The sequence below is a fragment of the Bacteroides sp. MSK.18.37 genome (genome assembly GCF_019129155.2).
GTDB classification, from domain to species: domain Bacteria; phylum Bacteroidota; class Bacteroidia; order Bacteroidales; family Bacteroidaceae; genus Bacteroides; species Bacteroides ovatus.
In genome coordinates this window covers 1477521-1498349 of the sequence record NZ_JAHOIB020000001.1, presented here as the reverse complement: position 1 = coordinate 1498349, position 20829 = coordinate 1477521, and the positions used below count along the sequence as shown (strand labels likewise).

16 protein-coding genes are annotated in these 20829 nt (G+C 42.7%); 10 read left to right on the top strand and 6 right to left on the bottom strand.

What is annotated here, in order from left to right; all coding sequences use genetic code 11:
* Nucleotides 1-177 precede the first annotated feature (177 nt).
* A complete protein-coding gene (locus KSX81_RS06305; protein ID WP_061448596.1) occupies nt 178-2217 on the top strand; it encodes a hypothetical protein in 2040 nt (679 codons plus the stop codon).
* An 81-nt stretch (nt 2218-2298) separates the two neighbouring features.
* On the opposite strand, the gene KSX81_RS06300 is transcribed toward KSX81_RS06305, so the two are convergent.
* Nucleotides 2299-3165: a formylglycine-generating enzyme family protein gene (locus tag KSX81_RS06300; protein ID WP_061448597.1), complete on the bottom strand. Its 867-nt coding sequence runs from the start codon at nt 3163-3165 to the stop codon at nt 2299-2301.
* A 250-nt stretch (nt 3166-3415) separates the two neighbouring features.
* Between KSX81_RS06300 and KSX81_RS06295 the strand changes: the two genes are divergently transcribed.
* A complete protein-coding gene (locus tag KSX81_RS06295) occupies nt 3416-4474 on the top strand; it encodes a linear amide C-N hydrolase (protein ID WP_128858030.1) in 1059 nt (352 codons plus the stop codon).
* Nucleotides 4475-4584: 110 nt separating this feature from the next.
* Here KSX81_RS06295 and KSX81_RS06290 read toward each other — a convergent pair whose 3' ends face one another.
* Nucleotides 4585-5949 (bottom strand): dipeptidase, encoded by a 1365-nt coding sequence (locus KSX81_RS06290; RefSeq protein WP_004299465.1) that lies wholly within the window; start codon nt 5947-5949, stop codon nt 4585-4587.
* Nucleotides 5949-7025: a chorismate synthase gene (gene aroC, locus KSX81_RS06285; RefSeq protein ID WP_004321863.1), complete on the bottom strand. Its 1077-nt coding sequence runs from the start codon at nt 7023-7025 to the stop codon at nt 5949-5951. Before aroC ends, KSX81_RS06290 begins: the two co-directional genes overlap by 1 nt.
* 161 nt (nt 7026-7186) lie before the next feature.
* Between aroC and KSX81_RS06280 the strand changes: the two genes are divergently transcribed.
* Complete coding sequence (locus KSX81_RS06280) at nt 7187-7753, top strand: calycin-like domain-containing protein (RefSeq protein ID WP_004299469.1); 567 nt, start codon at nt 7187-7189, stop codon at nt 7751-7753.
* A gap of 94 nt (nt 7754-7847) precedes the next feature.
* Here KSX81_RS06280 and KSX81_RS06275 read toward each other — a convergent pair whose 3' ends face one another.
* Nucleotides 7848-8636, bottom strand: coding sequence for a porin family protein (locus KSX81_RS06275; RefSeq protein WP_004321862.1), 789 nt, complete (start codon nt 8634-8636; stop codon nt 7848-7850).
* Between the two features lie 119 nt (nt 8637-8755).
* Entirely contained in the window at nt 8756-9841 is a 1086-nt protein-coding gene (locus tag KSX81_RS06270; RefSeq protein ID WP_004299471.1) for a PCMD domain-containing protein, read from the bottom strand.
* 133 nt (nt 9842-9974) lie between these two features.
* On the opposite strand from KSX81_RS06270, the gene KSX81_RS06265 reads away from it, so the two are divergent.
* Nucleotides 9975-11261, top strand: a complete 1287-nt coding sequence (locus tag KSX81_RS06265) for a serine dehydratase subunit alpha family protein (protein ID WP_004299472.1) — start codon at nt 9975-9977, stop codon at nt 11259-11261.
* 141 nt (nt 11262-11402) lie between these two features.
* Here the strand turns inward: KSX81_RS06265 and KSX81_RS06260 are convergent, their stop codons facing one another.
* Nucleotides 11403-11981, bottom strand: a complete 579-nt coding sequence (locus tag KSX81_RS06260; protein ID WP_004313581.1) for a peptidylprolyl isomerase — start codon at nt 11979-11981, stop codon at nt 11403-11405.
* 481 nt (nt 11982-12462) lie between these two features.
* On the opposite strand from KSX81_RS06260, the gene ilvD reads away from it, so the two are divergent.
* The 6 genes from ilvD to KSX81_RS06230 all read left to right on the top strand — a co-directional run bounded on the left by ilvD (nt 12463) and on the right by KSX81_RS06230 (nt 20701).
* Nucleotides 12463-14262 carry a dihydroxy-acid dehydratase gene (gene ilvD / locus KSX81_RS06255; protein WP_004312414.1) on the top strand — a complete coding sequence of 600 codons (1800 nt, stop codon included), beginning with the start codon at nt 12463-12465 and terminating at the stop codon, nt 14260-14262.
* Between the two features lie 124 nt (nt 14263-14386).
* Nucleotides 14387-16081 (top strand): biosynthetic-type acetolactate synthase large subunit, encoded by a 1695-nt coding sequence (ilvB, locus tag KSX81_RS06250; protein ID WP_004299475.1) that lies wholly within the window; start codon nt 14387-14389, stop codon nt 16079-16081.
* Between the two features lie 50 nt (nt 16082-16131).
* Entirely contained in the window at nt 16132-16689 is a 558-nt protein-coding gene (gene ilvN / locus KSX81_RS06245) for an acetolactate synthase small subunit (protein ID WP_004299476.1), read from the top strand.
* Nucleotides 16690-16694: 5 nt separating this feature from the next.
* The gene (locus tag KSX81_RS06240; protein WP_004299477.1) at nt 16695-17438 is read left to right on the top strand and encodes an acyl-[acyl-carrier-protein] thioesterase; all 744 of its coding nucleotides are present in this window, start codon (nt 16695-16697) and stop codon (nt 17436-17438) included.
* 67 nt (nt 17439-17505) lie between these two features.
* On the top strand, nt 17506-18549 hold the full coding sequence (ilvC, locus tag KSX81_RS06235; RefSeq protein ID WP_004321861.1) for a ketol-acid reductoisomerase: 1044 nt from the start codon (nt 17506-17508) through the stop codon (nt 18547-18549).
* Nucleotides 18550-18739: 190 nt separating this feature from the next.
* Nucleotides 18740-20701, top strand: coding sequence for an LruC domain-containing protein (locus KSX81_RS06230; RefSeq protein WP_052587952.1), 1962 nt, complete (start codon nt 18740-18742; stop codon nt 20699-20701).
* Nucleotides 20702-20829: the final 128 nt, after the last annotated feature.

The window sequence follows — 20829 nt, the reverse complement described above, 5'->3', positions numbered from 1 at the left end:
CTATATTTGTACACAACTCTAAATATTCTATTTATGAAACACGACTGTCAACCAAATCCCATTGATACGGATTATATGGTATTGGTGCATGATATGGCACAATTATCAGAACAAATAGCTCGAAATATACACAATATGGGCAGGACTTGTATGTTTTGCCATCAATAAGTTATAAGCATGAACCGTTTTATAAACTACTACAAGAAGATATTCTCACAAGAGTATATGGATCGCACCATTTCGGGGGGTATCAAGTCTCAGCTCACCCTGCTACTCGTTACTATTGCTACGGTGCTGGCTATCTTTTTTATCATCGTGATGTTCTTTTCTATCCAACTGTATGGACATGAGGAATGGGGCGAAAGGCTCTGGGTGGTGTACAACAACTTTGTGGATCCTGGTAACCAAATGAACGAGACAGCTTGGTCCAGCAGGCTATTGCTGGGAATTGTTAGCTTTTCGGGATCCATTTTATTGGGTGGTGTGCTCATCTCTACCATTTCCAACATAATAGAGCGGCGTGTGGATGTGGTAAACACGGGGCGAATGACTTACCGCAACATAACTCAACACTATGTATTGATAGGCTTCAATGAACTAACTATCAATATGATACGCGAACTATATAACGAATGTCCTTCGGCACGTATCTTGCTGATGAGCGGTATAGAGGCGGCAACGGTACGCCATCGCATACAGTCTGCCTTGCCCGTCGAAATAGAGCGGCAAGTGCTTGTTTACTTTGGCAACATTGAGTCGATCGAAGAACTTCAGCGGTTGAACATAGCGAGCGCGAGTGAAGTGTATGTACTGGGTGATGAAGAACGTTGCGGACGCGATGCTAAAAATATAGCGATTGTGCATTTGGTGAGTGCTCTGCGTGGCAAATGTTCCGATGGCAAGGTGATGCCTGTATATGTGCAGTTCGACAGTATCCCTTCGTACTCTAACATACAGAAAATGAATCTGCCGCCGGAGGTGTTTTGCATTGAGGGGAAACCTAATATTTTTTTCCGTCCCTTTAACCTCCACGAGAATTTGGCCCGGCAACTATGGAGTCTCTATGCTGCCGATAGTGAAAGATATTATGATCCGCTAGACTATCGCCCCATAAGCATAACGCAACAACCTGATGGAAACTGGACTGCTACTAGTCAAGACTATGTGCATCTGGTTATTGTGGGATTCAATCGGATGGGACGCTCGTTGCTGCTTGAAGCACTACGTATCTGCCATTATGCCAATTACGATGACCGTCTGCCGACAGATGAGCGCATACGTACCCACATCACTTTAGTAGATCGAGAGATGGAATCACAGAAAGACTACTTCAAAGCTCAATTTCCTTATATAGAGAGTCAGATAGGCGATATTGAGGTAGAATATTGCCATGACGACATTTGTAGTACTGCTATGCGCACCCGTCTACAACAATGGGCACAAAATAAACACTGTATGCTTACAGTGGCTATTTGCGTGCATGATCCCGATTTGAGTCTCTCATTAGGACTCAACTTGCCGCATGAGGTTTATCAGCATCAATGTCGTGTACTTATCCGTCAGGATTTCAATAACGATTTGTCGTCGATAGTGGACGATGAGCAAGGGCGTTATCGTTATGTCAAGGTGTTTGGTATGGTAGATAGGGGGATGAAGAAAAATATCTTGCAGGATAAACTGGCTTTGTATGTGAATTACCTCTACGATTGCTGCTATACAGATGAAAGCCTCAAGCAGAAAGAGGTGTTGAAGAAGATGTATGAATCTTATGGCAACCACTCTGCCGATTTCATTTTGATGAATCATCAGGCACAGTTTCTGTGGAACAAATTGAGCGAGCCGTTACGTTGGGCTAACCGCTATCAACTGGATGCCTATAGTGTATTTTGTCGTACGCTAGGCTACGGTATTAAGCGGAGCGACCGTTCGCCGGCACGCATATCCGGATCTATGTTCAATGAGAATCTACCGTCTCAAGTTTTGTATCTACTGGTGCGCATGGAGAAATACCGATGGAATGCCGAACGTACGGTAGCTGGTTGGAGACGTGCCGAGGTGAAAGATAAGGTTTTCTTGCAACATCCTCTCATTATGCCTTTCAACGAATTGCTGCAAAAGTACCCCGAAGAGGTAGAGAAGGATGCCGACGTTATTCTTAATCTGCCTTATGTACTGGCATTGGGAGGATATGAACTCTATAAACTGGCCGATCAATAAGTCGACTTGACATTTGTATATAATAACAGTATTTAGAACAATGAGGAGCTAAAATAATACAGTGAATAATATGCTCCTCTTTTAATTTGGTAGTGACATTACCAACCGTAATCCGTAATCAATATCCCATCGTTGCGGGTTAACTCCGTAGCGGCTGGTGACTTTACAATATTTCTCGAAGGTATAATAACTACCTCCACGCAACACTTTATGCGTATCTTTTTCGCTTATAACCGGAGCGATGTTTCCGGTAAAAGGAACCTTTCTGTCATACCAGTCCATGCACCATTCATATACGTTTCCACTCATGTCATAAAGTCCCAGTTCGTTGGGCTTCTTCGTTCCTGTTTCTTTGGATACGTAAGTATTGTAATATTTTTCTCTAAACCAGGCAACCTGTTCTGCATTATTGCTGCCGGCATAGATGAAATTCTTGGTTTTTAGTCCCCCACGTGCTGCATATTCCCATTCTGCTTCGAAGGGGAGACGGAAGGGTAGACCGCTTAATTGAGAAAGTTTTTGGGTAAATCGTTGAGCGTTGAACCAATTGACTTGGTCTACCGGATAGTTACGTCTGTGTTGGTTAGAAGGATTTTCTCCCATAATGACATACCATTCATCCTGACTAACTTCATATCGGTTGATGAAAAAAGAGGCTACATCCACGGGATAGTTGTTGTTGTCTCCGAGATTGGCTGTACCACCTTCCACATAAACCATATTCCATAGTATATAGCGTATAACCTCTTTTTGTTCTTTATTTATTGTCGGCGACCAGTGCAAGGCTTTTTCCAATTTGGAGGGGAGAGTGTCAATAATACTTGCTTCTCTTCGACATTTATCGTGGTATCGTTGCCACATTTGTTGTTCTTGCGCTCTGCTTGATAATGCGATTCCTTGTAATAGAAAGCAAATGATTATAGTTTGTTTGGTGTACCCTTTTATCATGATAATTGTATGTTTATTTATTGGACGAACTAAAGTAGCAATGACTGCAATATTAACACTTAAATTTATTTAATATTTTTCGCTAAGAAATGATCTTTGTGATGATAACCCTCATACGTTGAAAACCCAAAATTTCTTCCTGCATTGAATAAATGCCTTTTTTTCATTAAAATCCTCTTTCTTTTAGGCAATAATCGTGGCGCGTTTGTTATTTATAAATAAGAAGATCAATTATTTAAATAGAATGAACATGAAGAAAAAATTAGCAGGAGTTGCATTGGTGTTGGCTGCCGTCTCTTTGATGAGTGTACAGCCTGTAGAAGCATGTACGCGTGCAGTGTATATAGGCCCTGACCAGATGGTGGTAACAGGACGTACAATGGACTGGAAGGAAGATATCATGACGAATATCTATGTATTTCCGCGTGGCATCCAACGTATGGGACATAACAAAGAGAAAACTGTGAACTGGACTTCCAAATATGGAAGTGTGATTGCTACAGGATATGATATAGGTACTTGTGACGGAATGAACGAGAAAGGATTAGTGGCTAGCCTGCTTTTCTTGCCGGAATCCATTTACTCTCTTCCCGGCGATACCCGTCCGGCAATGGGCATCAGCATTTGGACACAGTATGTGCTTGATAACTTTGCCACGGTACGCGAAGCGGTGGATGAATTGAAAAAGGAGACTTTCCGCATTGATGCTCCCCGTATGCCGAATGGAGGACCGGAGTCTACCTTACATCTGGCCATAACCGATGAAACAGGCAATACGGCTGTATTGGAATATCTGGATGGGAAATTAAGTATTCACGAAGGAAAAGAATACCGGGTGATGACAAATTCTCCTCGATATGAACAGCAGTTGGCCATTAATGATTACTGGAAGGAAATCGGTGGCTTACAGATGTTACCGGGAACCAACCGAGCAAGCGACCGTTTTGTACGGGCTTCATTCTACATTCATGCTATTCCACAAATTGCGGATGCAAAAATTGCAGTTCCCAGCGTATTGAGTGTGATGCGTAATGTTTCCGTGCCATTTGGTATTAATACACCGGAGAAGCCTTATATATCTTCTACCCGTTGGCGTTCCGTATCCGATCAGAAGAATAAGGTATATTATTTCGAATCTACCCTGACTCCGAATTTGTTTTGGCTGGATTTGAAGAAAATTGATTTTAGTCCGAAAGCCGGCATTAAGAAACTGTCTCTGACAAAGGGCGAAATTTATGCGGGTGATGCAGTGAAGGATTTGAAAGACAGCCAATCATTTACCTTCCTTTTTGAGACTCCGGTCATGTAATTTGTCGGTGTGGTAGATATATAAAAGAGTGGTGGATAAATGCTTGTAATCAAGCTTATCCACCACTCTTTTATATGTATCGTTTATAACTTGGTTGTTATTTATCCGCTTTATCGTCTGGCATATTCCTGATGAAACTCTATGACTGCCTCTATCCCTTTCCGGAAGATATCCAATGAGCAGTTCTCGTTCGGAGAATGGATCGCATTCGATTCGAGTCCAAATCCCATCAATACGGTTTTGATTCCCAATACCTGTTCGAAAGTAGAGATGATGGGAATACTTCCGCCACGGCGTACCGCCAACGGCTTTTTCCCGAAAGCGATCTCGAAACCTTTCTCTGCTGCCTGATAGGCAGGAAGTGAAATCGGGCACACATATCCTTGTCCCCCGTGCATGGGAGTCACTTTTACCTGTACTGTATCAGGCGCGATACTAAGAATATAATCTGCGAACATTTGCGAAATCTTATGGTGATCCTGATGCGGTACTAACCGGCAAGATACTTTAGCATAAGCCTTTGAAGGCAGTACGGTTTTAGAACCTTCTCCTGTATATCCGCCCCAAATGCCACATACGTCAAAAGACGGACGGCAACTGTTACGTTCCAATGTGCTATATCCTTTTTCTCCGAAAAGCTCTTTTACACCGATTGCTTCTTTGTATTTCTTTTCGTCAAAAGGAATATGGGCTATCATTTCCCGTTCGGTTTGCGGCACTTCTTCCACATCATCGTAGAATCCGGGAACAGTGATACGTCCGTCGGCATCCGTTACTTTGCTAATAATCTGGCAAAGCGCGTTGATCGGATTGGCTACCGCACCCCCGAAATGTCCGGAATGCAAGTCACGATTCGGTCCCGTCACTTCTATTTCCCAATAAGCCAGCCCGCGCAGACCAGTAGTCAATGAGGGCAGTTCAGCTCCTAGCATACTCGTATCCGACACCAGAATAACGTCTGCTTTCAGCAATTCTTTATGTTCTTCGCAGAAAGCTTCCAGACTGGGTGAACCTATTTCTTCTTCACCCTCGAAGATGAACTTCACATTATTCTTCAGTAATCCGTTTTTGACGAGATATTCAAATGCTTTCACCTGAATGAACGATTGTCCTTTGTCATCATCCGCTCCACGTGCCCAGATATGTCCGTCACGTATTTCCGGTTCAAACGGTTCGCTTTTCCAGAGTTCCAATGGTTCGGCCGGCATCACATCGTAATGAGCGTAGATTAATACAGTCTTTGCATCCGGGTTCACGATCTTTTGAGCGAAAACAACCGGATTGCCCTGTGAGGGCATTACCAATGCTTCGTCCACACCTGCTTCCAATAACAGTTGTGCCCAGCGTTCCGCACAAGCCAGCATATCGTCGTGGTGCTCTGGCAGAGCACTGATACTGGGAATGCGAATAAGGCTGAACAAGTCATCCATCATCTTTGGTTCGTGTGCCGCTATGTATTTCTGAATCTCGTTCATTAGAGTTGCGTCGTTTTATCCAGTAAGTAATAATCGAGTATGGTCATGGCAGCCATTGCTTCTACGATAGGTACGGCACGAGGTAATACACAAGCGTCATGACGTCCGCGTGCTTTCAGAGTGGTGTCGACGCCATCAATGTTGACAGTTTCCTGTTCCATCAGCAGCGTGGCAATCGGTTTGAACACTACACGGAAATAGATATCCTGACCATTACTCAATCCTCCCTGAATACCTCCGGAGTGATTGGTGTGCGTCTCGATCCGTCCGTTATTGTTATAGAAAACATCGTTCTGTTCGGAACCTTTCATTTTCAATCCCTTGAATCCTTCACCGTATTCGAATGCTTTGGCAGCGTTGATGCTTAACATGGCGTTACCCAGGGCAGCATGAAGTTTACCGAAAACAGGTTGTCCCAATCCGATGGGGCATCCCTTAATGACACAGGTCAGTGTACCTCCGATGGTATCGCCTTCACCTTTTACCTTATATATAAGGTCTGCCATTTCTTTTGCTTTTTCAGGGTCCGGACAACGTACATCGTTGGTTTCTATCAGGTCGAAATTATAGTCCGAGTAAGTACCCTCCAGTTTGATAGGACCTACCTGCGAGGTATAGGCAGTGATGTTGACTCCCAATTGGCGGAGTGCCAGCTTAGCCAATGCGCCGGCTACCACGCGCGAAATCGTTTCGCGTGCGGAAGAACGTCCGCCGCCACGGTGGTCACGGATTCCGTACTTCACTGTGTACGTGTAATCAGCGTGTGAAGGACGATATACATTTTTCAGATTGTTGTAGTCATTGGAGTGTTGGTTTTCATTCCAAACGATAAAACCAATAGGGCATCCGGTGGATTTCCCCTCAAAAATACCTGAAAGAAACTCAACTTTATCAGCTTCTTTACGTGCAGTGGTAAGAATGGATTGTCCCGGACGGCGACGATTAAGTTCTTGTTGTACAAATTCTTCGTCGATGACAATTCCTGCCGGAAATCCGTCAATCACTCCTCCAACTCCTTTTCCATGAGACTCACCGAAACTTGTGAGCCGAAAGATATTGCCAAATGAATTAAACATAGTTGTGGCTTTTTTAAAATTACTATATGCAAATATAACAAAGTTTTCGATAAGAAAGTTGTGAACTCGAAATATCTTCGAAAAAGGAAGCATATTGAACCTTTTTTCTTCTTTTTAGTTTATAAGGGACGAATTTATTATAATAACTAAACCAAAGACGTATGAAAAAGAATCTATTGTATTTATTGGCATTGGTCTGCTCTCTTACTTTCTTTGCTGCTTGTAGCAGTGACGATGACGACAGTGATAACAAGGATAATGGGAATCCTCCTGAAGAGGAAGCTGTGATAACGGCTCCGGATGTAGTCGGAACGTATTGGGGAAATCTGGATATATCCATGATACCGGATGGTTCTGACCAGGAAATTGTCATAGGAGATGGAATAGAGAAGTTTATTACCCTATCGCAGGTCAGCAATACGGAAGTGAAGATTGAACTGAAGGAGTTTGAATTGTTCATCAATCAACAGATTCTGAAGTTTGGAGATATTGTTGTTGATAAGTGTGAAGTGAAGAAAGGGGAAGGTGTGTCTACATTTACCGGACAGCAAGACCTTACGTTTGAGGGAAATGCCGCTGCTTTGGGTACTTGTCCTGTAACTGTTACAGGAACGGTAGAAGATGGAAATGCAGACATGACCATTAACGTGAAAGTGCCTACATTGCAACAGACTGTAAAGGTGACCTACTCCGGAGTGAAACAGGTGGCAGAGTCTGGTGGAAATTAATTTCTTGTTCACCACAGATTACACAGATTATTTATATTGATAGTCTATGACTTATAAATCAATCTGTGTTAATCTGTGTAATCTGTGGTGAGACTTAAAATGCGTACCCAAAACCTATATTCAAATAGATAGGATACATTGCAAAAGTGATTGTATTAAAATCGCTTTTAAATATATCGTTCAATCCCCAGGTGAGATCAGCATACACATTGAGGTGCTTGAAAGCTCGCCATCCGGCTCCCACCTGTAATCCCCACTGGAAATGTCTCAAGTCGTCCGAGAAATCGTAGGTTGCAATTTTGTCGTCGGTAAATTCTACTTTCGGACCGGTGGGATCATCTTCCCGCAAATATCCTTCGTACACATGACCTGAAAATTCTCTTGAAAGCAGATACGAGAAATAAGGTCCGGCTTTGATGTTCCATCGGTTACTTAGTTTGTAGGTAGCCATTAGAGGTATAGTTAGTCCGGCGGTATGTACTTTGGTTTTCACTCCGCCCGTCCATACTCCGCTGATTCTTTCACCTCCTTGTCCGAGAATTTCCATATTGTAATTTTTTACGGTGGCTTCGGTGGTCATTGCTTTGTTTTCGAGCCGGAGTCCGACTATGATCCCGAGTTTGTTCTGAACGGCAATCCATTTGGTTACTTCGCCCCCTATGCTGATGGCCAGTGTCGGGTTATATCCGTCAATCGAACGGATTTCTACCGGAAGGGGAAGCGGGGCTGTGCCGCCAATGCTGAAACCTGCTTTGATTTCATATTCCAGTCCGTGAAGGGCGGAACGGATCAGTGTTTCATTTCGGTCTACCTGTGAATAGCCGGGGAGAGCTATTCCTATACAGGCTAGTAAACTGAATATATACGGATAGATTCTTATCATTATGATTGTTATAAAGTTATTTAATTCCGTTCGTTTGATAATGTGCACGTTTTGTATGAGTACATTGCTTGAGCGCATTATCAGCGTATTGCTATGGGAAATTCTTCTTCGAAATCCCGCTAATTTTCCGAGCGATAGATTAACTCTGCCTCGTCGATCAGTAATGTACTTCCGATTGCTCCGTTAAAATGATCTCCTTCCAGGCTTGAGGTGAACACGATGGCTATATTATATTTCCCATCCCTTAGCTTCTCCTTATCAATGAATTTTCCGGGGAGAGTGATGAAAGGAAGTTTAAAGTAAGTCCATTCGTTCGTTTCTTTGGCATTATTAATCCGTGCTGTTGAAATCAGGTTCGGACTGGTGAATGCATTCGTTCCGTCAAGAGTAGGAACAGATTCGCTGGTTTCGTACATGATGGCATATATGTCACAGATGTCCCGTTTCCCGTTCACTGGCTTTCCTCCTTCTGTAAACTGATCTCCCGCTTTGTATTTATAATAACCTGCCAGATAAGTGGGTACATGCCGGAAAGGGAGGCCGAATTTGGTTGCTTTCAGAGGATTGCTCATAGCGTTATTCACATCGAAAGAGCCGATAAACAGATTTCCTGCCGCAATAGGCATTCCTGCTATCTGGCCGAAGAATCCGGTACTGCGTGTCACTAAGGAGAGGCATTTGCCGGCTTTTCCGTCTGTTATTTGGAAAGTGGGATAATCATCGGCTGTTTTAGCTACTCCGGTCATGGCATAACCCGCATTTCCGCTGGCCCATTCCATGACGACCTTATCTCCTTCGCGTTCCACAAATATATAGTACTTCTTTCCGCCCAGTGTATCTTCGAAATTATAGTTCGTGGCAAGTTCCGTGTCGATCACTGATACGGTATACATTTTCTTCCAAACACCATCGGCAGCTGTGACAGTATATTCCTGTGGGGTATTGAAGTTTCGTTCCGTGCCGCTAAGCGGACTGATCGCAGCTCCCGGAGTCAGTGTAAATTCAGGCTTGAGTTCTGAAATATCAGTTCCCGGACCAACAAAGATAGTTATGGAATTATTGTTAATAATAGGACTGGTTGTCATGGCTACTCCCGGTAGTATACAACTTAATATGTCTGCTTCTGCATTGAGAGCTTCTTCGCGGATACATGAAGAGGAAACAATAGCTAGTAGCAAATAAACAACTATGTGTTTTGCTTTCATTTTTCTATCAATTCTTTCTGTTAAAGTTTGGTGTATGGGAGGTTTTATAACAATATGAGATTTTATTTGTTCATTATAGAATGTTGGAAAAGAAAGAATTTCCTATTTTTGTGGAACCAAAACTTATAAGTCCATGACTGAATCAGAAAGAAGGCAAATTATAGAATTGATTAAGAAGGAGGTCATTCCGGCTATCGGATGTACGGAACCTATCGCAGTAGCGCTTTGTGTAGCTAAAGCTGCCGAAACACTGGGAGCGAAACCGGAAAAGATAGAAGTCCTGTTAAGTGCTAATATATTAAAGAATGCCATGGGAGTCGGAATACCGGGAACGGGTATGGTCGGGCTTCCCATAGCGGTTGCTTTGGGTGCGTTGATTGGCAAATCAGATTATCAGTTGGAGGTATTGAGGGATTGTACGCCGGAAGCGGTGGAGCAGGGAAAACAATTCATCGCAGAAAAACGGATTTGTATTTCTCTAAAAGAAGATATTACGGAAAAGCTGTATATCGAAGTGATTTGTAAAACGGAAGATAAAACGGCTAAAGCCATCATTGCCGGTGGACATACTACCTTTATATATATAGCCAAAAATGAACAAACGTTGCTCGACAAGCAACAGACAGTCAGCGAGGAAGAGGAAGAGGCTTCGCCCGAACTAAACTTGCGTAAAGTATATGACTTTGCACTGACTGCTCCGCTGGATGAAATCCGTTTCATCCTTGACACAGCCCATTTGAACAAAGCTGCTGCCGAGCAAGCCTTTAAAGGTAACTACGGACATTCTTTAGGGAAAATGCTTCGGGGAACTTATGAGCATAAAGTGATGGGGGATAGCGTGTTTTCTCATATCCTCTCTTATACGTCGGCTGCCTGTGACGCCCGTATGGCCGGTGCTATGATTCCTGTAATGAGTAATTCCGGCAGTGGTAATCAGGGGATATCCGCTACACTTCCTGTCGTTGTCTTTGCAGAAGAAAACGGAAAAAGTGAAGAAGAACTGATCCGTGCTTTAATGCTTAGCCATCTCACTGTTATATATATCAAACAAAGTTTGGGACGTTTGTCTGCTTTGTGTGGTTGTGTGGTAGCTGCCACAGGTTCCAGTTGTGGAATCACCTGGTTAATGGGAGGAAACTACAATCAGGTTGCTTTCGCTGTTCAAAACATGATTGCCAATTTGACAGGAATGATTTGTGACGGTGCAAAACCGAGTTGTGCCTTGAAGGTAACCACCGGAGTTTCGACAGCCGTACTGTCTGCCATGATGGCAATGGAAGACCGTTGTGTGACTTCCGTAGAAGGAATTATAGATGAAGATGTAGACCAAAGTATCCGTAACCTGACAAGAATCGGCTCGCAAGCCATGAACGAAACGGATAAAATGGTACTTGACATCATGACGCACAAAGGATGCTGATTTTAAGTATTAAGTATCAAGTATTAAGTATTAGGCATTAAGTATTAGCCGGAATGACGGCATAAAAAAAGTATTAAGTATTAAAACTCCGGTTATATCCGCACGGAATTAATACTTAATACTTTATACTTAATACTTCAATTAATGACAGTGTCCGCCTTCGCAACCGCAGTCGTCGCCACAGCCATCACCGCAGCTGTCGCATCCGCAACCGCAACCACCTTCGCCACTCATCATTTTCACCAATTCCTGGATTTCTTCGTTAGTAGCAGGACGGCTTTCCAGTATTTCACCTTCGAAAATCAGGTCGGCACCAGCCAACGGGTGATTGAGGTCAACTACTACAACATCCGGTTTGATTTCTACTACGCTGGCATTTACGCGCTGACCGTCGCCAGTCATCAAAGGTACGATGTTACCTTCTTTAATACGTTCGCTATCAAACTTGCCATCTATTTCAAAAATATTTTTGGGGAGGTCAATAACGTGTTGTTCGTCATATTGTCCGTAAGCCTTATCTGCCGGAATGGTAAAATCAAATTTATCACCTTTAGAAAGAGCAGTTATCTGATTTTCGAAATCTTCGAGTGTTGTTCCTAATCCTGAAATGAATTGAAAGGGATGTTCTGCTTTTGCTTCTTCGAACAACTCTTTTTCACCATCTTCCATTGTATATAGTTTGTATGCAACGGTAATGTACTTGTTTTCTACTGTTTCCATCTGATCTTTTTTGTTTCTGATTAATAATTCCCGTAAATACGGGTCTACAAAGATACGAATTATTTGCTTGTACTCCGGTATAGGGAGGGTAAATTTCAGATTATTAAGTGCTTTTGTCAGAAAAAGAAAGTGAGGCGCGCAGTTAGATAATAGTTGTAAATTCAACCTTTAAGTGATAAAATAGAGAAATAATACCTCTCTTTTCTTACAATTATTCGCTTTTAAGTGATTTTTTTCTTCGATTTGTTTGGATATAATAAAAAAGCCCTTACCTTTGCAGCACGAAAATAAAGAAAAGAAGATATGAATATGTTACATACATCTATTAACCTAGCAGTCCTGCATATTATTCGCGTCGTGGTGGTCCCATCAAGAGCGTGAGAAAGGTTTTTGTGTTGTATGTGTTCGTACCATAAAAGATAGAATTTAGAGCCTTTCTCACTTGTGTGAGGAAGGCTCTTTAATTAAAAGATAGATTGAAATGAAAAAGCAATTACGCAGTTCGTTTAGTACACAAGGCCGTCGGATGGCGGGAGCCCGTGCATTGTGGGCAGCCAACGGCATGAAGAAGAATCAGATGGGTAAACCCATTATCGCTATCGTCAATTCGTTCACACAGTTTGTCCCGGGGCATGTACACCTACATGAAATCGGTCAGCTGGTGAAGGCAGAGATTGAGAAGCTAGGATGCTTCGCTGCGGAATTCAATACAATAGCTATCGACGACGGTATAGCAATGGGACATGACGGTATGCTTTATTCGCTTCCTTCACGTGACATCATTGCAGACAGCGTAGAATATATGGTCAATGCGCACAAGGCAGATGCAATGGTATGCATCAGCAATTGCGATAAGATCACTCCCGGAATGTTGATGGCGGCTATGCGTCTGAATATCCCTGCCGTATTTGTATCGGGTGGTCCGATGGAAGCGGGAGAATGGAATGGCCAGCACCTGGATTTGATCGATGCGATGATTAAATCGGCCGACGAAAGTGTTAGCGATCAGGAAGTAGCGAATATCGAGCAAAATGCTTGTCCTACTTGCGGATGCTGCTCCGGTATGTTTACCGCCAACTCGATGAACTGCCTGAATGAAGCAATCGGACTGGCTCTTCCCGGCAACGGAACCATTGTAGCGACACACGAAAACCGTACGCAACTTTTCAAAGACGCTGCGGAACTGATCGTGAAAAATGCAAAATTATATTATGAAGAAGGAGACGAAAGTGTACTTCCCCGTAGCATCGCTACCCGTCAGGCTTTCCTGAACGCCATGACGCTGGATATAGCAATGGGGGGATCTACCAATACGGTTCTTCACTTGTTGGCTGTTGCTCACGAAGCAGAGGTAGACTTCAAGATGGATGATATCGACATGCTTTCCCGCAAGGCTCCTTGCCTCTGCAAGGTGGCTCCCAATACACAGAAATATCATATTCAGGATGTAAACCGTGCCGGTGGTATCATTGCCATTATGGACGAACTGGCAAAGGGCGGTTTGATAGATACATCCGTTCGCCGGGTAGACGGAATGTCACTGGCAGAAGCTATTAATGAATATTCAATCACCAGCCCGAATGTGAGCGAAAAAGCAATTAAGAAATATTCGAGCGCAGCCGGAAATAAATTCAATCTCGTACTTGGTTCACAAGGTATGTACTATAAGGAACTGGATAAGGACCGTGCAAACGGATGTATCCGTGACTTGGAACATGCTTACAGTAAAGACGGCGGACTGGCCGTATTGAAAGGCAATATTGCTCAAGACGGTTGTGTAGTAAAAACAGCAGGTGTAGACGAAAGTATCTGGAAGTTTACCGGACCTGCCAAAGTATTTGATTCGCAAGAAGCAGCCTGTGAAGGCATCCTCGGAGGTCGAGTCGTCAGTGGAGACGTCGTCGTCATCACGCACGAAGGTCCGAAGGGTGGTCCCGGTATGCAGGAAATGCTTTATCCTACCTCTTATATAAAATCCCGTCATCTCGGAAAAGAATGTGCTTTGATTACCGACGGACGTTTCAGCGGTGGAACTTCCGGATTGAGTATCGGACATATTTCTCCTGAAGCGGCAGCTGGAGGCAATATCGGAAAAATTGTAGACGGAGACATTATCGAAATCGATATTCCGGCCCGGAAGATTAACGTGCGACTGACGGATGAAGAACTGGCGGCCCGTCCGATGACTCCTGTCACTCGTGACCGTTATGTACCGAAGAGCCTGAAGGCGTATGCCAGCATGGTAAGCTCTGCCGATAAGGGAGCAGTGAGAATTATATAATATAGTTGGTGATAGTTGATAGGTAATAGTTAGCTGCGCAGCACTTAGCGCAATGATTGTAAACCATTCATTTTCAACTGTCATTTCTCAACTATCATTTATCATTTATCAACTATCAACTAATATGAAAGATTTAATAACAGGTGCAGAGGCTTTGATGCGCTCCTTGGAACATCAGGGAGTGACTACCATCTTTGGTTACCCCGGTGGTTCTATTATGCCGGTATTCGATGCCTTGTACGATCATCAAAATATATTGAACCATATCTTGGTTCGTCACGAACAGGGAGCTGCCCATGCCGCACAGGGTTATGCCCGTGTATCGGGTGATGTAGGTGTTTGCCTGGTGACGAGCGGTCCCGGAGCAACCAATACGGTAACAGGCATTGCAGATGCGATGATCGATAGTACGCCTATCGTGGTGATTGCCGGACAGGTAGGAACAGGCTTTCTTGGGACGGATGCTTTTCAGGAAGTTGACTTGGTAGGTATCACCCAGCCAATCACTAAATGGAGTTATCAGATTCGCCGTGCGGAAGATGTAGCCTGGGCGGTAGCACGTGCGTTTTACATTGCTCGTAGTGGTCGTCCGGGGCCGGTGGTACTGGACTTTGCCAAAAATGCGCAAGTAGAGAAAACGAAATACGAACCGACGAAAGTCGATTTTATCCGTAGTTATGTTCCTGTTCCCGATACGGACGAGGAGACTGTACAGGCTGCTGCCGAACTGATTAATAACGCTGAACGTCCGCTTGTATTGGTTGGACAAGGTGTTGAACTGGGAAATGCACAGAGCGAATTGCGCGAGTTTATCGAAAAAGCGGATATGCCTGCGGGTTGTACGCTGCTCGGGCTTTCGGCTTTGCCGACAGAACATCCGTTGAATAAAGGTATGTTGGGTATGCACGGCAATCTGGGACCGAATATCAATACCAATAAATGTGATGTGCTGATTGCTGTCGGTATGCGTTTTGACGACCGTGTGACCGGTAATTTGGCTACTTATGCCAAACAGGCAAAAGTGATTCATTTTGATATCGATCCTGCGGAAGTTAATAAGAATGTAAAGGTAGATGTAGCTGTATTGGGAGATTGCAAGGAAACACTGGCTTCTGTGACGAAACTCCTGAAAAAGAACACTCATACCGAATGGATTGATAGCTTCAAAGAATATGAGAAAGTAGAGGAGGAAAAAGTAATCCGTCCTGAACTTCATCCTGCCACAAACTCGTTGAGTATGGGGGAAGTGGTACGTGCGGTTAGTGATGCTACTCACCATGAAGCTGTTTTGGTAACAGATGTAGGTCAAAATCAGATGATATCTGCACGCTACTTTAAATATACGAAAGAACGCAGTATCATTACTTCTGGAGGACTTGGAACAATGGGCTTCGGGCTTCCCGCAGCTATTGGGGCAACTTTCGGAGCACCGGAACGTACCGTATGCGTATTTATGGGAGATGGCGGACTGCAAATGAATATTCAGGAACTGGGTACGATTATGGAGCAGAAGGCTCCGGTGAAGATTATCTGCCTGAACAATAATTATCTCGGAAACGTACGTCAGTGGCAAGCTATGTTTTTCAACCGTCGCTATTCGTTTACCCCGATGTTGAATCCGGATTATATGAAAGTGGCCTCGGCTTATGATATTCCTTCCAAGCGTGTTTTCACTCGTGAAGAACTGAAGGAAGCTATTGCTGAAATGCTGGCAACGGATGGTCCGTTCCTGCTCGAAGCTTGCGTGGTGGAAGAAGGCAATGTTTTGCCGATGACTCCTCCGGGGGGGTCGGTAAACCAGATGTTGCTGGAGTGCTAGGAGAAGTTGAGAATGGAGAGTTGAGAGTTCGCATTTAAAAAATTGGAGTTATGAGTGATAAAACGTTATATACAATCATTGTTCATTCGGAGAATATAGCTGGATTGCTGAATCAGGTAACTGCTGTATTTACCCGTCGGCAAATAAATATTGAGAGTCTGAATGTATCTGCTTCTTCTATTAAAGGTGTACATAAGTATACAATAACAGCCTGGACTGATAAGGACATCATTGAGAAGGTAGTGAAACAGATCGAAAAGAAGATCGACGTGATTCAGGCACATTATTTCACAGAGGATGAGATTTATTTCCACGAGATTGCATTATATAAGGTGTCTACTCCTGCTTTTCAGGAGAATCCGGAAGCATCCAAGCTGATTCGTAGATACAATGCACGTATAGTGGAAGTCAATCCGGTATTTTCTATTGTCGAGAAAAATGGAATGAGCGAAGATATAACTTCGCTCTATGGTGAACTGAAGGCTTTGAATTGTGTTTTGCAGTTTGTTCGTTCAGGACGTGTAGCGATTACTACCAGCTGTTTTGAACGGGTGAATGAGTTTCTCGATGGACGGGAAGCTATGTATAACCAAAGTAAAAACCAATAAGAATAATGAGTGAAGAAAATAGAATAGGGACTTATCAGTTTGTGGCAGAACCGTTCCATGTTGACTTCAACGGACGTCTGACTATGGGGGTACTGGGAAATCATCTACTGAATTGTGCAGGTTTTCACGCCAATGACCGTGGTTTTGGTATTGCAACGCTGAATGAGGACAATTATACATGGGTGCTTTCACGTCTGGCTATTGAGTTGGATGAAATGCCTTATCAGTATGAGAATTTCTCGGTTCAGACGTGGGTGGAAAATGTCTACCGTTTGTTTACGGACCGTAATTTTGCTATTATTGATAAGGATGGGAAGAAGATTGGCTACGCACGTTCCGTATGGGCAATGATTAATCTTAATACCCGCAAGCCTGCCGACTTGTTGACTTTGCATGGGGGAAGTATCGTAAACTATGTCTGTGATGAGCCTTGTCCGATTGAAAAGCCTTCACGTATCAAAGTGACAAGCGATCAGTCGATAGCTACCCTGACGGCAAAGTACAGTGATATAGATATCAATGGTCATGTAAACAGCATCCGTTACATCGAACATATCCTTGATTTGTTCCCGATTGAATTGTATAAGACCAAACGTATCCGTCGTTTTGAAATGGCGTATGTGGCGGAAAGCTATTTTGGTGATGAACTCTCTTTCTTCTGCGATGAAGTGAATGCAAACGAGTTTCACGTAGAAGTGAAGAAGAATGGCAACGAAGTTGTTTGCCGCTCGAAAGTGATATTTGAATAAATGTGAGAATATAAAATCAATTAATAACAGATGGCGTAAGTCATCAAAAACTAAAAACAAAAAGAAAATGGCACAGTTGAATTTTGGAGGTACTACTGAAACTGTAGTAATCCGTGACGAATTTCCATTGGAAAAAGCTCGTGAAGTATTGAAAAATGAAACAATCGCTGTAATCGGTTATGGCGTACAGGGTCCTGGACAGGCACTGAACTTGCGTGATAACGGTTTCAATGTAATCGTTGGTCAACGTGAAGGAAAAACATACGATAAGGCAGTAGCAGACGGATGGGTTCCGGGTGAAACTTTGTTCGGTATCGAAGAAGCTTGTGAGAGAGGTACTATTGTAATGTGTCTGTTGTCTGACGCAGCAGTAATGTCAGTATGGCCTACTATCAAGCCTTACCTGACTGCTGGAAAAGCTCTTTATTTCTCACACGGTTTTGCTATCACTTGGAACGACCGTACAGGTGTAGTTCCTCCTGCTGATATCGACGTTATCATGGTTGCTCCTAAAGGTTCGGGTACATCTTTGCGTACTATGTTCCTCGAAGGACGCGGCTTGAACTCTTCTTATGCTATCTATCAGGATGCTACAGGCAAGGCTTACGAAAGAACCATCGCACTGGGTATTGGTATCGGTTCCGGTTATCTGTTCGAAACAACTTTCCAACGTGAGGCTACTTCTGACCTGACAGGTGAACGTGGTTCATTGATGGGGGCTATCCAAGGTTTGTTGCTGGCACAGTACGAAGTATTGCGTGAAAACGGTCATAGTCCTTCTGAAGCATTCAATGAAACAGTGGAAGAACTGACACAGTCATTGATGCCGTTGTTCGCAAAGAACGGTATGGACTGGATGTACGCTAACTGCTCTACTACTGCTCAACGTGGTGCTCTCGATTGGATGGGCCCATTCCACGATGCTATCAAACCGGTAGTTGAAAAGTTGTATAACAGTGTGAAGACTGGTAACGAAGCACAGATTTCTATCGACAGTAATTCACAACCTGATTATCGTGAAAAGTTAAACGAGGAGCTCCGTCAATTACGCGAAAGCGAAATGTGGCAGACTGCTGTAACTGTTCGTAAACTTCGTCCGGAGAATAATTAATTAGACCAGATTATACAAGTTTTAAAAGAAGGAGAGGGCTTTTTGCTTTCTCCTTTTTTATTAATAAGATATTTAAAAATGGGTAGGTGAAGCTTGCAGAAACTTTTTTTTGAAAAATATATCAATAATGTGATTAAAATATGCAAGTTTATGTTTATATTTGCACTATCAAATAAAATGAACGAGAAGTATGATGTGTTTTAACTTACCCCAGAGAATGATTAACATTGCTAAATTAGCATGTGTTATCAGTGTTGTTTCTGTTGCTTTCTCAAGCTGTTTACAGAAAGATGTATATGATCCTGCTAATTCAGGAGATAAAGAAGAAGTTACTTTAGATAACTATTTCGACTTTGCCACTACTAAAAATATTCAATTGAATATTGATTATGGAAAGGAATGTCCTAGGGCTTATTTTGAAGTTTATGCTGAAAATCCGCTTTCTTATGTGGCAGAAGGCGGTCAGATTATAAAGAAAGCAGGGGTGTCACACATTGCAACCGGATTTACAGATATACAAGGACGTTATATCAAACCGGCTTCTTTCCCGACAGCAGTTTCAGAAGTTTATATTTATTCTCCGGATTTTGGTGTGCCGACTTTGTATAAAACTAAAGTTGTCGGTTCGGATGTCAGCGCAAAAATAACCTTTGAGAATGCTCTTGATGTTACTCCTGTGGATTCATCAACGAGAAGTGCACAAACAAGGGCTGCGGTGAAATTTATTACAGATGTAATCCCGAACGTATTAGGAACTTGGAATGCAAATTCAGGTAAGCCTGACTATTTGGATGCTTCTAAGAAGATCAACGTGGATGCAACTCTCAAGAGTTATATAACGACATATTTTCCGGAAGGAAAGAATAACGTAGGACCTTTAGTTACTGATAATGCTGATATTCTGATAAAAGAAGATGCAAATGTCGTTATTAACTATTTTGGGGGAGACACAGGGGCGAAAAGTGTATTTGCTTATTATTGCTATCCGAAAGATGCTTCTATTGATAAAATAAGGAAGGCAACAAAGCATGCATGTGTCATATTTCCTAACGCACATGGAAATAGTTTAGGTTATTATAGTGGGGTTGCGGTTAATTTAAAATATATAAATGAGACTGGTAATTTCCCTCAAAAGGACCCGGAACGTATTCCGGCAAATACAAAGATTGGTTTCTTGATATGGAATAATGGCTGGGTAAATGCCAAGGCTAATGGGAATATGTTCTACTCAACCAAATCTTTGAATAGTGACAAAATTTCTCACACTGCAATTTTTGCAGCAAAAAATAAAGCAGGTGATAGAGTGAATGTTATCACTATGGAAGACTGGAAAAACGGTGAAAATGACTATAATGATGTTGCTTTCGTTATCTCTTCTAATCCTATTGCTGCTATTGAAGTTCCGGATGTTCCTAATCCGGGTGATCGACAAGGAACAGAAATGTATTCTGGAGTGCTTGGCTTTGAAGATAACTGGCCGGAACAAGGAGATTATGACTTGAATGATGTAGTCATGAAATATCAGTCAAGCGTTGATTATAATATAGATAATAAGGTTCTTAATATTATTGATAAGTTCACCTTGGCTTGGACGGGAGCTAATTATAAGAACTCGTTTGCTTATGAAGTTCCTTTCGATTTGAGTAAAGCTTCTAAAGTAACGGTTAATGGTAGTGAAGCTTCTTCCTATTCAGGTAATGTGATAACATTATTCAAGGATGCTAAAGCTGAATTGGGAGTATCCAATGTGAATGCGGAGGATATGATTAATCAGAATATTCAAGAGAAGACATATACGGTATCCATACAATTTAATAATCCTACTCTTGATAAATCAGTGGTGGTAGCTCCTTATAATCCTTTTATAAAAGTATTCAACTCTGCCACAGAAGTCCATCTGACAGATCATAAGCCGACGACTGGTGCGAATAATCGTTTCCCTTCCGGAGCTGATATTTCTCGTGGTGATGTAGATGGTACCTATTTCATTTGCAAAGATGGTTTTCCGTTTGCAATTCATGTAGATGCTCGTTTGGACGCTTCTATTTTGAATTTAGATCTTAAAAAGGAGAATCAGCGCATTGATAAAACATATCCTAAATTTGCAGAATGGGCAAAAACGCGCGATCCGCAAATAAAATGGTGGAAATAGTTGGAGTGCATTGGAATAATCGACTATCTTTGAGGGTGAAAAATTAAGAATAGTACTGATGTAAAATATTGTTTGTTTTGTTTGTGTTAAAAAAAGTGTGGTTTCGGGAGAAAGTGTGCTTTGTTAAA